The organism is Hoeflea sp. TYP-13 (assembly GCF_040932035.1).
GTDB lineage: Bacteria > Pseudomonadota > Alphaproteobacteria > Rhizobiales > Rhizobiaceae > Hoeflea_A.
Window position 1 is genome coordinate 164,232 of sequence record NZ_JBFRBB010000001.1, and the last position, 13,927, is coordinate 178,158.

Here is a 13,927-nt window from a genome sequence, read left to right on the forward strand (position 1 = left end):
GTTATTCCTCAAGCTTATAGATGTGCACGGCATTGCCGCCCATAATAGCATCCAGATCGGACTGCGACAGAGCTGAGAGCAGGCGGTCCGTTGCGTCCAGCCAATCCCCATAACTGGCTGCAAGTGTGCAGACCGGCCAGTCGCTGCCCCAGATCAACCGCTCAGGGCCAAAGGTGTCCAGGAGGTGATCCACGATTGGGCGCAAATCATCGACGGTCCAGCCTGTCCCCGCCTCGGTCACAAGGCCTGAAAGCTTGCAATATGCGTCCGTGTCACGGGCGAGAGCAGCCATATCATTTGCCCAGCCATCCAGCGTTCCGTCATGCAGTTGCGGTTTGGCGCCGTGGTCGATCACCACGCGCATATCCCCGTGGCGTGTCAGCAAGGTATGCAGGTTCTTCAGGTGAGGGGGTTTAACGAGGGCGTCGAAGGTCAGATCGCAATCAATCAGCGCCCTGAACGCCGGAGCCAGGGCGTCGCCAAGCATCCAGTCGACGTCCGCTATGTCCTGGATCATCGGGCGCAGGCTTACCAGCTTGGGGTCTTGTGCCATTGCCGCGATCTGCTGCGGCGCACTTCGGGTCTCGAAATCCACCCAGCCGACAACCCCGCGTATGAAGCTTTCTTGAGCCGCGAGAGACAGCATGAATTCAGTCTCTGCAACAGTTGGTGCCGCCTGTACGACAACGGTTCCGCCGATGCCACCCCGTTGCAGCAGCGGCGCAAGATCGTCGGGCAGGAAATCGCGGTAGATCGGTTTGAGATCGGATGTCAGCCAGCCATAGTCGCCACGTGCGAGCTGCCAGAAGTGCTGATGGGAATCGATGCGCATCATGGAGCGATCACTCCCTTTTTGAGAATGATATTGCCGTAGAGCCTTTTTTCGCCTGTCTGGACGATGGCGAATGCCGTTTTGGCACGGTCGTAGAATGTGAAGCGCTCGACGGAGGTGATGGCGGCAGGATTGTCCGCCACTTTTTCGATGATCTTTTGAAAGGCCTCGACGACCTCCGGCGTGGTTTCCGGGTCATCCACGACCTGCATCGTGCTTGCGGGATCGTCGACGAAGCTGTCTAGCGGCATGACGCTCAAAACCGCCTCAAGTACCTCTGTGGCGCTGATACCGTCGAGCCGCACTACTTGCTGGCCCATGCTCTCGGCGGGAAAATTGGCGTCGGCAATGACGATTTCATCGCCATGACCCATAGCCCGCAGAATGTAAAGAAGGTCGGGCGACAGGATCGGGTTCAGTCCGCGTAGCATTACACTCCCTCCGGAAGTGGCGCATCCGAACGTATCAGGCCCTCGGACCGAAGGTCCGACCACAATGCGTCGGGGATCGGTGTTTGCAGCAACGCCACATTTGCTTCGACTTCAGCCGCTGAAACGGCACCCGGGATGACTGTTTTGACGGCCGGATGACCGAGGACAAACTGCAGTGCCGCTGCCATGAGGCGGGTGTCGTGCGCGGCGCAGACGGCTTCAATACGCCGGACCCGTTCCATGACTGGTTCCGGTGCATCGGCATAGTTGTATTTGGCGCCGGCAACGGCACCGGTCGCCAGAATGCCGGAATTATAGGGACCGCCCAGAATGATGCCGACATCGCGTTTTACGCATAGCGGCAGGAACGTATCGAGTGCCTCCTGCTCCAGCAACGTGTAGCGCCCGGCAAGCAGGAAACAGTCAAAATCGGCAAGTCCCAGAAGCTTTTCGCAGACCTGCCACTCATTGACGCCGGCTCCAATTGCCGCAACGTCGCCAGATTCGCGCAGCTCGGAGAGCGCCCGGTAGCCGCCGCCGTCGAAGAGTTCGCGCACCTTGGCGTCACTCGCTTCCTTCGAGCCTTGCGAAAAAACGTCCACATCGTGCACCAGCAATATGTCCGCATTGGCAACACCAAGACGTTCGCGGCTTGCCTCATAGCTGCGCATAACCCCGTCATAGGTATAGTCGAAGACGATCCGCTTTTGCGGCACGTCAACAAAGGCTTCGGGCGTGACCTCGTCCGGCTCGCAGTCGACGAGAAGCCGGCCGATTTTGGTCGATAGCTGGATATTGTCGCGGCCGAAGCGGTTGATTGCTATGCCGAAGCGTCCTTCCGAAAGGCCCAATCCGTATTGCGGCGCGGTGTCGAAATAGCGGATGCCGCTGTCATAGGCTGCCTGCAACGCGGCCTGCGCGTCAGCCTCCTCGATCTTGCGATAGAGATTGCCAAGCGGCGCGCCGCCAAAACCCATGCGCGTCAGCGCAACAGGGCGCCTCGTTTGTTTGTTTAGCAGGTTTGTCTCAGATAACTTCACGCCCGGACCCTTTCGCCGCTGTCATAGTCGAATAATCGCGCCTTTTCCGGATTGACGTCGATACCGACCCATTCATCCGGCGCCATGTCGAAATCCTTGTCCATGCGCACGACAACATGATCCGTGCCGATTTCGCAGGTAACGATGGTTTCGTTGCCGGTCATTTCGGTGGAAAAAATCCGCGCCTTCAACATGCCTTTTTCGGGGGAAACAAGGTCGGAATCTTCCGGCCTGAAACCGAATGACACCCGATCTCGCGGCGTAATTCCGCCGAGCGGCACTTCGCCGTCCTGAACCGTGACCTTGCCGTCCGCGATACCGCCTGTGACAATGTTCATTGCCGGCGAGCCGATGAAACGGGCAACAAAGCGGGTTGCCGGATTGTCGTAGATTTCCTTCGGCGGCGCGACCTGCTGCAGGACCCCGGCATCCATGACGGCGACCCGGTGGGCAAGCGTCATCGCCTCGATCTGATCGTGCGTCACATAGACCGTGGTTGTGCCGAGCTCAGCCTGCAGGCGCTTGAGTTCGGCGCGCATGACGCCGCGCAGCTTTGCATCGAGGTTCGAAAGCGGCTCGTCCATCAAAAAGACCGACGGCGTGCGCACCATGGCGCGGGCAAGCGCGACGCGCTGGCGCTGACCGCCCGAAAGCTGCCGCGGCATGCGTTCGAGATAGTCTTCAAGATGAACCTTGGCGGCTGCCGCCAGAACGGCCCGTTTCAGCTCTTCCTTCGGCGTTTTCTGCAGTTTCAGCGGATAGCCGATATTTTCCGCCACCGTCATGTGCGGGTAAAGCGCATAGGACTGGAACACCATGGCGACGTTACGGTATTTCGGCAGCACCTCGGTGACGTCCCGGTCGCCGATCATCAGCGTGCCCTCGGTAATCGTCTCGAGCCCCGCGATCATGCGCAGCGCGGTGGATTTGCCGCATCCCGATTCCCCGAGAAGCACGAGGAATTCGCCTTCCGCAATGTCGAGATTCAGCCCCTTGACCACCTCGAGGGAGCCATAGGATTTGCGGATATCTTTCAGTTGTACGCGCATTGCCTACCCTTTGACCGCGCCGACCATGAGGCCGCGGGCGATGTGTTTTTGCAATAGGATGGTCATCGCGATGATCGGTGCGATCATGATGACGATGAGAACGGACATGTACCACCACTGCGGCCCGCGCGTGGCGTTCTGCGCGGCGACGAGCAGCGGCATGGTCTGGGCGTCCGCCGTCGAGATGAACAGCGCCAGCAGATATTCGTTCCAGGCAAGGATCAGCACCAGGAGGAAGGTTGCGGCAAGGCCAGGACGCGCGAGCGGCAGGACGATGGTGGCGAAGATGCGGATGCGCGATGCGCCGTCGATTTCCGCGCTTTCTTCAAGGTCGATCGGAATGCCGGCGAAAAAGTCCCGCATCAGCCAGACAACGATCGGCAGATTGACCGCCATATAGGTGGCGATCATGGCGACATGGGTGTCGAGCAGGCCGACCCTCTGGAACATCAGGTAGATCGGCAGCACCGCGACGACAGGCGGCAGGATCCGGTTGGAGATGATCCAGAAGAGGATGTCGTTGTTGCCGAGCGAGCGCCTGAAATGGCGCCCGAAGGAGGTGGCGAAAAAGAAAAACAGCGCCAGCGCGATTGCCGCCGTGACATGCCAGGGCGTACCGAACTGCGTGACCGCATAGACCGTCGCGCCAAGGAGCACGATGAAGCCGGCTATGGTGCCGATCTTGACATTGTACTGGATGCGCACCAGCGCATAGGCCGCAAGCGAGCCGATGGTAACGGCAAGAACCGTCGAGGTCAGCGCGATGATGACCGAGTTCATGTAGGGCCGCAGCGTGTCGTTACCGAGTTCGACAAAAATGTATCGCCAGGCGTGGGCGGAAGGTTCGAAGTCCAGGAACGGCAGGAAATCCGGCCCGTCATTGACCTGGAAGGGCAGCTTGAACGAGGTAATGAAAACCCAGTAGAGCGGGAAGAGAACGACAATCGCCCACAGGATCAGGATCGCGTAGGTGAGAATCCTTGATGCCGGTGCCATCTCGGTAAGGCTGGGCGGTTCAAACAGGCGCTGGAAAAGGCTGCGGTCCTTCATAATTCGGTCTTTCTGGTCTTCTGGCCGATGAAGTTGAAGAAGGAGACGCAGGACACGGTCGCCACGAAAAGCAGCGTGTAGCCGACAGCGGCAGAGCCGCCGAGATCCTGCGTGCGCCAGGCGATGAAGGAATGCAGGGTCAGCGATTCCGTCGCGATGCCCGGTCCGCCATTGGTCAGAACGTTGGGCAGATCGACAATCTTGAAGGCTTCGATCAGCCGGATGAGAACGATTGTTGCGGCAACAGGCGCAATGGACGGCCAGGTGATGTCGCGGAAGATCTGCCAGCCGCCGGCGCCGTCGATCTTCGCGGCCTCGAGCTGATCGCGCGGCATGTTTTCAACGGCCGCCAGAAGCACGATGAACATGAACGGCACCCATTGCCAGGTATCGCCGATCAGCACCACCAGCCGCGCCGTCCACGGATCGGCGGCCCAGGAAAATTCGCCGAGCCCGAACCACTGCCATATATTGGCGAGAGGTCCGCGCTGCATGTCGGCGAGCATGCGGAACATGTAGGCGATGCCGACGGGCGTCACCATCAGCGGAATAAAGAATATTATGCGAAAGGCGTTGCGGCCGCGAATGGCCTGGCCGCACAGGAGTGCCAGTCCAAGACCGATGCCGAACTGCAGGCTGACGCCGACAAGGACGTAAAACAGTGTCACCACCAGCGATCCGGGGTGCCCGCCGAAAACGGTGGCGAGCGTCAGCCACAGCAGCGCCACCATCACCGTTGCGGTGATCAGCCGGCCGATAAGGCCGGGAATGTTGAAATGCCCACCGGTGAAGAACCGCCAGAACCAGTATGCCACAAGCGCCAGCGCTGCGATGAAGACGGCCCACTCGAAGATGCCGAATGCGTCGAATGTTCCGAGCAGGTGATATTGCTGCGAACCGAAGAAAAGCTTCTTGAAATTGCGCAGGCCCACATAGCTGAGGCTGAAGCCTCCTGCTGCCAGCTTGAACTTGGTCAGCGACAGATAGGCTGAAATCAGCAGCGGAAAAATTGCGAATGCAAGCAGTATGACGACAGCCGGCAGGACGAAAAGCTTGCCCGTTTGCTGGTCGATCCACTCGGAAAAACCGACCCTTGGTGGGGTGGTTTCGCTGGCCTGGGGCATTGAAGCAGTTGTGGTCTGGGGCATCGAAATGACGCTTTCATAGGCGCGGTAAAAACCCCGCGCCGCTCATTTTGGGCGGCGCGGGTTGTTCATTCAAGCAAAATCAGAGGCCGAGGGTCGCGCGGTAGACCTTGAGCTGGTCTTCAACGCCGTTCTCTTCATTGAGCTCGTTCCAGCCCTCCTCGATTGCGGCGATGGCTCCGGCCTTGTCCAATTCACCGGCGAGCAGCCGGGCGATGGCGTTGTCGAGCACCACTTGCTGATAGGCCTGGTTCTGCGGAATACGCAGATCAAGTGCCATGTTCGGGCTGTTGAGGCTGTCCTGGATAGCGCCGAGATAGTCGTCGGCGGCGGCCTTGCTCATGCCGGCCTCCTCCCACAGCTGGGTGTCGGCGAACTGCGACAGCCGGTAGGGGTTGAAGCCGGTAATGCCAACGGTCACATCCGCATTCGACTGCGCCGGCTGCGACATATGGGAAAAGAACGCGTAGGCCGCATCCTTCACCTTGTCATCGGCTGCTGCGTTGATGCCACCCGACCAGCCGCCAAAGGCTGCATAGGGTGCCCGGTTCACACCGTTGATCGCATGCGGGCAGGAATTGGCGTCGCAGTCAACAAGCTCGCCGGAGGCCCGGTCAAGCACGCGCTTGGAGCCCGGCAGCATGATTGAGCCGACCTTGTCGGCAACCGATGAGCTTTGCGGGTCGATCGCCAGCGTGCCGATATCACCCCAGTCGACGGTGAGTGCACAGCGGCCCGAGGTGAAGAGGCCGCGCGTGTCGCCCACATCGAGGTTGATCTCGTCCGGCGGGCCATAGGCGGTGGTGCCGGTATAGACGTCGAGCGCAGCTCCGAATGCCGGATTGTTGACCAGCGGTGCCATGGTTTCGGTGTCGAAAAACGCGCCCTGCGATGTGCCCTGCGATTGCAGGAAGGACGCGGCGATGGAGTAGATCGCCCAATAGGCCTGGGCACCGCGTTTCTTGGAGATACAAGAGCCGTAATCCGGCGATCCGTCCCCGTTCAGGTCCTTGCCATGCAGGGCCTTGGCAGCAGCGATATAGTCGTCCCATGTTTCAGGGGCGGCAATACCGTTCTCCTTGAAGATGTCGGAGCGGTAATAGGCCATCTGAAAATCGCCGTCGAGCGTCAGCATATAGGTGTCGCCGTCATATTTCTGCGAGAACTCGCGGAAAAACGGTGCGATGTCGTCGACCTTGAGGTCGCCGTCGGCGGCGACACGCTCGCTGAGATTCTCAAGGAATCCCGGGCCGACATAGTCAACAGCCCATTGCGGTGCGAAGACGGCGGCATCGACCGAATTCGTGCCGGTCGCCCAGTCTGTCAGAAGCTTGGAATAAAGGTCCGAGAAGGGAACCGTGATGATGTTCACCTTGGCGCCGGTGGCCTTTTCGAAGTCCGGTGCGCGCCGCTGCAGCGGTTCTGCTATTTGTGGACCGGTAAAGGTCATGACGTTGACTGTCACACCGTCGAATTCTCCGGCGCTTGCAACGGATGCGGAGATCGCAAGCGCTGCGGCACCTGCCAGCAGCATAGAGCCATGCTTTCTTCCAGTTGTTGATGTTGCCATTTCATCCTCCCTGATTGGCATATTTATGCAGAGTTGAAGAGTTCGGGGCGCTCCTGCTCCAACGGCTCCAGCCGCTTGATGAGTTGCCCGAGGTGTTTTTTGGTGGCTTCGCGCGCGGCTATTGGGTCGCCTTTGCGGATCGCTTCGATGATGTCTGCGTGTTCTTCAAGAGTCTCGTGTACGCGCCCGGGTGAGGGCAGAATCAGTTGGCGGGCACGATTGACCTGCAGCCATGCGCTTTCTGCAAACCCTGCCAGGCGTTTGAAGCCGGTAAAAGACATGATCAGCGCATGCATTTCCTCGTCCGCCTGGTAAAAGCCGGGAATGTCGCCGTCCTGCAACAGAAGCTCCTGAAGCCGCAGATTGCGATTAAGCTGCGTGAGCTGTTTTTCCGTGCGTTCCCGGGCAACTTTTTCAACAGCCGCAAGTTCAAGCGCTGCGCGCAGGAAAGCGCCCTCACGAATTTCATCCATCGAAAAGCGCGAAACATAGGTTCCCGATTGCGGAACGATTTCAACAAGCCCTTCTGCCGCCAGCTTTGCGAAGGCTTCGGAAACGGGGGAGCGCGACACGCCGAGCTGTTCGGCGATTTCGTTCTTGCGAAGAATGTCCCCGGGCGCGAATTCCAGCGACATGATGGAATCTTTGAGGAACTGATAGACACGGGTTGCAAGCGATCCGGATATCCCTTCAAGGCTTCTCATCTTGTTTTGATCGGTGGTTTCGCTTGGAGTCATCTTTACTTCGCTTTCTAGAATGCTAACATGTTAGTTGACAAATCGGTGGCGTCAAGCCCAAAGATACGGCAGAGCCAAATGCGTAAAAGAACGACCGTCCGGAGCCAGCGTTAGAATGAACCGTCCAATGCATGAAACAGTCCGCCTGAATGATGCCGACAATGTGGTGATCGCTCTGCGTGATCTGAAGAGTGGCGGCACGCCTGCGAATGTGCCTGCACCGTTGATGTCCGATGTTGCGCGCGGACACAAGATAGCTGTGGCGCCCATCGCGGCCGGACAGAATGTCGTGCGTTATGGCCAGATCATCGGCCAGGCCAAAAGCGATATCGAGCCGGGCGAGCATGTGCATGTCCACAATCTCGGCATGAGCGAGCATAAACAGGACTATGCTTTCGCTTCAATAAATCCGGAACTGCCGCCGGCAACCGAGGAACGCACGTTCCTTGGATATCATCGTGAAGACGGCCGTGTTGGTACGCGCAATTATCTCGGCATCGTCACCACGGTAAACTGTTCGGGATCCGTGGCGCGCTTCGTAGCCGAGGCAGCGGACCGGACAGGACTTCTGGATGGACTTGAAAATGTCGACGGTATTGTTCCGATCGTGCACGGAACCGGTTGCGGCATGTCCGGCCGGGATGAGGGCTACGACACGCTTTTCCGCACCCTGTCCGGCTACGCTCAGCACCCGAATTTTGCCGGAGTCCTTCTTATCGGGCTCGGATGCGAAGTCATGCAGATCCCCGATCTCGTCGGCAACCGCAAGATCCGCAGCGACGGCAATTTCCGCTACATGACCATCCAGCAGACCGGCGGCACCCGGCGCACAATCGAGGCTGGTCTCAAAGAACTGCGCGAAATGGCGGCAATTGCCAACCGTGTGACCCGCACGCCTGCGCCTGTGTCGGAACTGACGGTTGGCATGCAGTGCGGCGGATCGGACGGCTATTCCGGCATCACCGCGAACCCGGCGCTGGGATACGCTTCGGATCTCCTCGTGCGCCATGGCGGCACGACCATTCTTTCCGAAACATCCGAAGTCTACGGCGCCGAGCACCTTTTGACCCGGCGGGCGGTAACACCGGACGTTGCACAAAAACTGATCGACCGCATCCGCTGGTGGGAGGAGTATACCGCCGGCCATGGCGGCGAGATGAACAACAACCCGTCACCCGGCAACAAGCGCGGCGGGTTGACGACGATCCTCGAAAAATCGCTTGGCGCGGTGGCAAAGGGCGGCACCGCGCCGCTGACCGAATTCTACAAATTCGCCGAACCGGTGGACAAGAAGGGCTTCGTCTTCATGGACAGCCCCGGATACGATCCATGCTCGGTGACGGGGCAGATCGCCTCCGGCTCCAATCTTATTGTCTTTACCACCGGGCGCGGTTCGGTGTCCGGCTACAAGCCGACGCCATGCATCAAGCTTGCAACCAACAGCGAGATGTACGAGCGCATGTCCGAAGACATGGATATCAATTGCGGCGACATCGTCTCAGAGGGTGTCAGCATCGAAGAAAAAGGGAGCGAGATTTTCGAGACCTTTATCCGTGTTGCCTCTGGCGAGCAGACAAAGAGCGAGGAGCTCGGCTTCGGCGGAGCCGAATTCGTGCCGTGGCATATCGGTGCGGTCATGTAAGCCATGCCGGTCATGATATTGTTCGCCCATGGCTGAACCCTATCTGACGCAGCTCAAATGCATAATTGACCGATTGAAAACCACGCACGAAAGCGTGGAGGATGTTTCCTGCCGCCATTTTTTCAGCGGTGCGGCCGCCTATGCGGGCGGGCATATCTTCATGTCGTTGTCGCCGGCCGGTCTTGCATTGAAGTTGCCGGTCCAGGACCGCACAGCTCTCTTTTCCGAGGGCGGCGCACCGCTGCGTTATTTTCCCTCGGCGCCGGTCAAGAAAGGTTATGTGGTTTTGCCGCCGGCCCTGGTCGCCGATGATGCGGCTCTGAACGACTGGCTCCTGAGAAGCCTGAAGCACGTGCGGAATTAGCTGAAACCCGCGGGGGTATTACCGGATTGCCACGCAATAAGGCGGCTTGCCTGGATTGGCTGCCCTAATTTCTGGAAACATCTTGACTATATAAACATCATATGTTTGATTAGATGTCATGAGTGAGCTGATTTATTACGATTTGAAACAGGTGGCGGGCCTTGCACCCAGCCTTTCAACGCAGGTGGCGCGCGAAATCGGGCGCCGCATCGTCTCGCAAACCTATGAACCGGGTGATCTGGTCGAGGATGAGGGAACACTGGCCGACCGATATCAGGTTAGTCGCTCGGTTATCCGCGATGCCGTCAAGATCCTCGTCGGCAAGGGGCTGCTTGAAGTGCGGCGTGGTATCGGCACCCGTGTACGGTCCCGTTCAAGTTGGGGGCTGCTGGATGATGACGTGCTCGCCTGGTATCAGTCTGCACCGCCCAATGGCGATTTTTTCCGGCAGCTCATGGATATCCGGCAGGTTTTCGAACCGAAGGCCGCCCGTTGGGCGGCCGAGCGGGCAACCGACGAGGAAGTGGCGCAGATAGAGATGGCGATCGAGCGCATGGAAGCGGAAAAGGGGTCGGCGGAAGATTTTGTCATAGCCGATGCATTGTTCCACCGTTCCATCCTGCGGGCCGCTCAGAACGAGTTTCTGGTCGCCATGGAAGGCGTCATCTTTTCAGCGCTCCTGAGCAGCATCAGGCTGACCAATAAGGATCCCCGCGAGAACGAGGATTCAATTCCGTTTCACCGCGAGGTTTATGAAGCGATCGCCGCCCGCGACGGCGCGCGCGCGGAACAGGTTATGGAGAGGCTGCTGGCCGATGCCAGCCGCCGTCTGGGAGGGCGACTCGATAACGCATAACAGGAAACTCGGACCTTAGTCCGACTGCAATCGGCGCATCAATTCAGAAACACATCACGCACCCGGTGTCCGGGGCGAGCGATGCGCTGTGCCCAAATTGTGAGCAACCATGGGAGGTATAAATGCTCAAATCACTTCGTAAAACCGCAATCAGCTACAGCGTGGGCCTCACGGCACTGGCCGTTGCCATGTCCGGTTCCGGCGCCGCGCTTGCCGGCGAATTCGTCGCCATGCTTTTGCCGGAAAATGTCAATCCTCGTTGGGAAAGCCAGGATGCCCGTTTCTTCGTGGAAGCAATGAAGGAAGTGGCGCCGGATGTTGAAGTCGAAGTCTTCAATGCCAACAACGACACAGCCACCCAGCAGCGACAGGCAGAGCAGGCTTTGACGCGCGGTGCCAAAGTACTCGTTGTCGTGCCGATCGATGGCGAAAGCTCTGCTATTATCGCCGACAGCGCCGCGGAAGCGGGCGTTCCGACGATTGCCTATGATCGGATGATTCACTCCAAAAACACCAGTTTCTGGGTACAGGCGGACTTGGGTGCCATGGGAGGCTCGCAGGCGCAGCACGTTGTCGAAAACACGAAGAAGGGTGACACGCTGGTGCTGCTGAAGGGATCGCCCACAGATCCCAATGCGGCCGTTATTCACAACGGGCAGCTCGAAATTCTTCAGCCCCTGTTTGATTCCGGTGAACGGGTACTCGGATATGAAAACTGGACGCAAGGCTGGGATCCGGCCATCGCCCGCCGCTCCATGGATCAGGCGCTGACCAAGTTGAACAACAATGTTCAAGGCGTCGTCTCTTCCAATGATGGCAATGCGGGGGCGGCGATTGCCTCGCTGGCCGAGCAGGGCATGGCAGGTAAGGTTCCGGTATCGGGCCTCGACGCTACTGTTCAGGCGCTTCAGCTGATTTTGCTCGGAGAGCAGACCCAGACGGGATGGCGTCCGTTCAAGGACATGGCCGGCGTGACGGCAAATGTCGCGGCGCGACTTGTCAAGGGCGAGGGCGTTGATGACCTTACCGCCGGCACGGTGAAGAACGGTGTCGAAGCCGATGTACCCTTTGTTCCGGTGGGGCACTATTCCGCCGTTGGCGAGGAAGGCGTAGCTTATGTGATCGAAAACGATACATCGATCTCTAAGGGAGACGTCTGTCAGGGCGCTGCCGCAGAAACGTCTTTCTGCAAGAACTAGGTGACGGATATGTCAACTGACGAAGCAATGACGGGGCACGGTGCCCCGTCGGCAACCGCACATCTTGGCGTGTTGGATATCAAGAAGCGCTTCGGTGGTGTTGAAGCCCTGCGCGGTGTCGATTTTGAGGTTCGGCGAGGCGAGGTCATGGCTCTTGTCGGAGACAATGGTGCCGGCAAGTCCACGCTGATGAAGATCCTGGCGGGCGCCTACCGCGCCGATGACGGAAAATTCTTTGTCGACGGCAGGCAAGTGCAGATAAACACGCCCCACGATGCCACGGATCTCGGCATTCAGATCGTCTATCAGGACCTTGCGCTCTGCGAGAACCTGGACGTATCGGCCAATCTCTTTTTAGGCCATGAGCCCACCCGGCCGGGATGGAGTTTTCTTCCCAGGGCATTGCGTCCGCTCGATGATCTGAGCATGGAAAGCAAGGCCCAAGAGGCCGTTGGTCGGCTGCAGGTCCGTACGCTTCAATCCGTCCGCGCCAAGGTCGGCGGATTGTCCGGCGGTCAGCGGCAGGCGATTGCAATTGCCCGTGCGGTGGGCGCGGAATCCTCGGTTGTGCTCCTTGACGAGCCGACGGCTGCGCTGGGCGTGGCGCAAACACGGCAGGTGCTCGACGTCGTAAAACGGCTGCGCGAGACCGGGCATGCCGTTGTCTATATTTCACACAATCTTCGCGACATTTTCGAGGTCAGCGACCGTATCACGGTGCTTCGACATGGAACGAATGTCGCAGTTTACGAAACCAAAGACACCAATCCGGACGAGATAGTTGTCGCAATGACGAGAGGCATCGATGGAGTATCTGATCGTGTCGCCTGAGCGGCAATCCGGTTTATTCGACCGGTTCCGCGAACTGCGTGAAACCCGCTTTGGCGCCTTTGTTCCGGTTTTGCTGGCGCTTGCCGCAATCTGGATTTATTTCGGCGTCACGGAACCCGCGTTCCTGAGTTCGCGAAATTTCTATTTTCTTTTCATGCAAAGCGCGGTTGTCGGAACGCTTGCGGTGGGCATCACAGTGGTGCTGTTACTGGGCGATATCGACCTCTCCGTAGCGGCGACATCCGGCGTTTGCGCCGCTCTCATGGCGGTGCTTATCGCAAGCCTCGGCCTGCCGGCCCCGCTGGCCTGTCTTGTCGCTATTACTGCCGGCATCATCCTGGCGACAGCACAGGGCCTGCTTGTGGCCTATGTCGGCATTCCTTCATTTGTGGTCACGCTGGCCGGTCTGCTGGGATTTCAGGGCCTTATGCTCAAAATTCTTGGCATTCATGGCGCCATTAATGTGCGGGACCCGTTTGTCCGCGGAATAACGACAATCAACCTTCCGCCCGAAGCCGGATGGCTTCTTGCTGCCGCTTGCGTTGCCGCTTTTGCCTACGTTACCTGGCGGCGGCACGGCATGCGCCGGGCGATGGGTCTGGAACTGGATCCGGTCATTGCTTCTTTTGGCAGGGTTGGCTTCTTCGCAGTCCTTGCCTTTGCGGCTGTGGCCACACTGAACGCCTATCGCGGGGTGCCGCTTCTTGTGGTTCTTCTTGTAGGGCTGACCGCGCTGCTTGCTTGGATCACCACGTCAACGCCGTTCGGAAGGTCGATATTCGCCGTCGGCGGCAATGCGGAATCGGCGCGTCGCGTCGGCATGTCAGTACAGAAAATCCGTGTCATAGCCTTCGCGATCGTCGGGCTGATGGCCGCTATTGGCGGCATCGTTGGCGCGTCGCGCTACGCTTCGGTTTCGTTCAACGCCTTTGCAGGCGGCCCGCTTCTTCTCGAAGCCATCGGGGCGGCCGTCATTGGCGGCACATCCCTGTTCGGCGGCCGCGGCAGTGTCTGGAACGCGCTTTTGGGCGCCCTGGTTATCGGTTCGCTTGGCAATGGCCTCGACCTTTCCGGTGCAAGCGCGGCGGACAAGCTGATGTTCTCCGGAGCAATCCTCCTTCTGGCGGTTTCAATCGACGCCATATCGCGGGCAGGCGCCAGCCAGTCCCGCTAGTAAAGAG

General features: G+C 59.0%; 14 protein-coding genes. 6 read left to right on the forward strand and 8 right to left on the reverse strand.

What is annotated here, in order from left to right:
• Position 1: 1 nt before the first annotated feature.
• The 8 genes from ABVT35_RS00750 to ABVT35_RS00785 all read right to left on the reverse strand — a co-directional run bounded on the left by ABVT35_RS00750 (position 2) and on the right by ABVT35_RS00785 (position 7,854).
• Complete coding sequence (locus ABVT35_RS00750) at positions 2-835, reverse strand: amidohydrolase (protein WP_368464163.1); 834 nt, start codon at positions 833-835, stop codon at positions 2-4.
• Entirely contained in the window at positions 832-1,263 is a 432-nt protein-coding gene (locus ABVT35_RS00755; RefSeq protein ID WP_368464165.1) for an RbsD/FucU family protein, read from the reverse strand. Before ABVT35_RS00755 ends, ABVT35_RS00750 begins: the two co-directional genes overlap by 4 nt.
• Positions 1,263-2,240, reverse strand: coding sequence for an aldo/keto reductase (locus ABVT35_RS00760; protein WP_368466242.1), 978 nt, complete (start codon positions 2,238-2,240; stop codon positions 1,263-1,265). Before ABVT35_RS00760 ends, ABVT35_RS00755 begins: the two co-directional genes overlap by 1 nt.
• 59 nt (positions 2,241-2,299) lie before the next feature.
• Positions 2,300-3,352, reverse strand: a complete 1,053-nt coding sequence (locus ABVT35_RS00765; protein WP_368464167.1) for an ABC transporter ATP-binding protein — start codon at positions 3,350-3,352, stop codon at positions 2,300-2,302.
• Between the two features lie 3 nt (positions 3,353-3,355).
• Positions 3,356-4,402 carry a carbohydrate ABC transporter permease gene (locus ABVT35_RS00770; protein WP_368464169.1) on the reverse strand — a complete coding sequence of 349 codons (1,047 nt, stop codon included), beginning with the start codon at positions 4,400-4,402 and terminating at the stop codon, positions 3,356-3,358.
• Positions 4,399-5,550, reverse strand: coding sequence for a carbohydrate ABC transporter permease (locus tag ABVT35_RS00775; RefSeq protein WP_368464170.1), 1,152 nt, complete (start codon positions 5,548-5,550; stop codon positions 4,399-4,401). Before ABVT35_RS00775 ends, ABVT35_RS00770 begins: the two co-directional genes overlap by 4 nt.
• 79 nt (positions 5,551-5,629) lie before the next feature.
• Positions 5,630-7,117, reverse strand: coding sequence for an extracellular solute-binding protein (locus ABVT35_RS00780; protein ID WP_368464172.1), 1,488 nt, complete (start codon positions 7,115-7,117; stop codon positions 5,630-5,632).
• A 23-nt stretch (positions 7,118-7,140) separates the two neighbouring features.
• Positions 7,141-7,854: a GntR family transcriptional regulator gene (locus ABVT35_RS00785; protein ID WP_368464174.1), complete on the reverse strand. Its 714-nt coding sequence runs from the start codon at positions 7,852-7,854 to the stop codon at positions 7,141-7,143.
• A 115-nt stretch (positions 7,855-7,969) separates the two neighbouring features.
• Between ABVT35_RS00785 and ABVT35_RS00790 the strand changes: the two genes are divergently transcribed.
• The 6 genes from ABVT35_RS00790 (at position 7,970) to ABVT35_RS00815 (ending at position 13,920) form a co-directional block, all read left to right on the forward strand.
• The gene (locus ABVT35_RS00790) at positions 7,970-9,496 is read left to right on the forward strand and encodes a UxaA family hydrolase (protein ID WP_368464176.1); all 1,527 of its coding nucleotides are present in this window, start codon (positions 7,970-7,972) and stop codon (positions 9,494-9,496) included.
• A gap of 28 nt (positions 9,497-9,524) precedes the next feature.
• Entirely contained in the window at positions 9,525-9,860 is a 336-nt protein-coding gene (locus tag ABVT35_RS00795; protein ID WP_368464178.1) for a TfoX/Sxy family protein, read from the forward strand.
• Between the two features lie 118 nt (positions 9,861-9,978).
• Complete coding sequence (locus tag ABVT35_RS00800) at positions 9,979-10,716, forward strand: FadR/GntR family transcriptional regulator (protein ID WP_368464180.1); 738 nt, start codon at positions 9,979-9,981, stop codon at positions 10,714-10,716.
• Positions 10,717-10,838: 122 nt separating this feature from the next.
• The gene (locus ABVT35_RS00805; RefSeq protein WP_368464182.1) at positions 10,839-11,915 is read left to right on the forward strand and encodes a sugar ABC transporter substrate-binding protein; all 1,077 of its coding nucleotides are present in this window, start codon (positions 10,839-10,841) and stop codon (positions 11,913-11,915) included.
• Positions 11,916-11,924: 9 nt separating this feature from the next.
• Positions 11,925-12,746: an ATP-binding cassette domain-containing protein gene (locus tag ABVT35_RS00810; protein ID WP_368464184.1), complete on the forward strand. Its 822-nt coding sequence runs from the start codon at positions 11,925-11,927 to the stop codon at positions 12,744-12,746.
• The gene (locus tag ABVT35_RS00815) at positions 12,721-13,920 is read left to right on the forward strand and encodes a sugar ABC transporter permease (RefSeq protein ID WP_368464186.1); all 1,200 of its coding nucleotides are present in this window, start codon (positions 12,721-12,723) and stop codon (positions 13,918-13,920) included. Before ABVT35_RS00810 ends, ABVT35_RS00815 begins: the two co-directional genes overlap by 26 nt.
• The last annotated feature ends 7 nt before the right edge of the window (positions 13,921-13,927 follow it).

What these genes read in the sequence shown, in the direction of transcription:
- ABVT35_RS00795 (WP_368464178.1), top strand. Translation starts at nt 9,525, where the DNA reads ATGGCTGAACCCTATCTGACGCAGCTCAAATGCATAATTGACCGATTG.
- ABVT35_RS00810 (WP_368464184.1), top strand. Translation starts at nt 11,925, where the DNA reads ATGTCAACTGACGAAGCAATGACGGGGCACGGTGCCCCGTCGGCAACC.
- ABVT35_RS00750 (WP_368464163.1), bottom strand. Translation starts at nt 835, where the DNA reads ATGATGCGCATCGATTCCCATCAGCACTTCTGGCAGCTCGCACGTGGC.
- ABVT35_RS00800 (WP_368464180.1), top strand. Translation starts at nt 9,979, where the DNA reads ATGAGTGAGCTGATTTATTACGATTTGAAACAGGTGGCGGGCCTTGCA.
- ABVT35_RS00755 (WP_368464165.1), bottom strand. Translation starts at nt 1,263, where the DNA reads ATGCTACGCGGACTGAACCCGATCCTGTCGCCCGACCTTCTTTACATT.
- ABVT35_RS00775 (WP_368464170.1), bottom strand. Translation starts at nt 5,550, where the DNA reads ATGCCCCAGACCACAACTGCTTCAATGCCCCAGGCCAGCGAAACCACC.
- ABVT35_RS00805 (WP_368464182.1), top strand. Translation starts at nt 10,839, where the DNA reads ATGCTCAAATCACTTCGTAAAACCGCAATCAGCTACAGCGTGGGCCTC.
- ABVT35_RS00780 (WP_368464172.1), bottom strand. Translation starts at nt 7,117, where the DNA reads ATGGCAACATCAACAACTGGAAGAAAGCATGGCTCTATGCTGCTGGCA.
- ABVT35_RS00785 (WP_368464174.1), bottom strand. Translation starts at nt 7,854, where the DNA reads ATGACTCCAAGCGAAACCACCGATCAAAACAAGATGAGAAGCCTTGAA.
- ABVT35_RS00770 (WP_368464169.1), bottom strand. Translation starts at nt 4,402, where the DNA reads ATGAAGGACCGCAGCCTTTTCCAGCGCCTGTTTGAACCGCCCAGCCTT.
- ABVT35_RS00765 (WP_368464167.1), bottom strand. Translation starts at nt 3,352, where the DNA reads ATGCGCGTACAACTGAAAGATATCCGCAAATCCTATGGCTCCCTCGAG.
- ABVT35_RS00760 (WP_368466242.1), bottom strand. Translation starts at nt 2,240, where the DNA reads ATGGGTTTTGGCGGCGCGCCGCTTGGCAATCTCTATCGCAAGATCGAG.
- ABVT35_RS00815 (WP_368464186.1), top strand. Translation starts at nt 12,721, where the DNA reads ATGGAGTATCTGATCGTGTCGCCTGAGCGGCAATCCGGTTTATTCGAC.
- ABVT35_RS00790 (WP_368464176.1), top strand. Translation starts at nt 7,970, where the DNA reads ATGAACCGTCCAATGCATGAAACAGTCCGCCTGAATGATGCCGACAAT.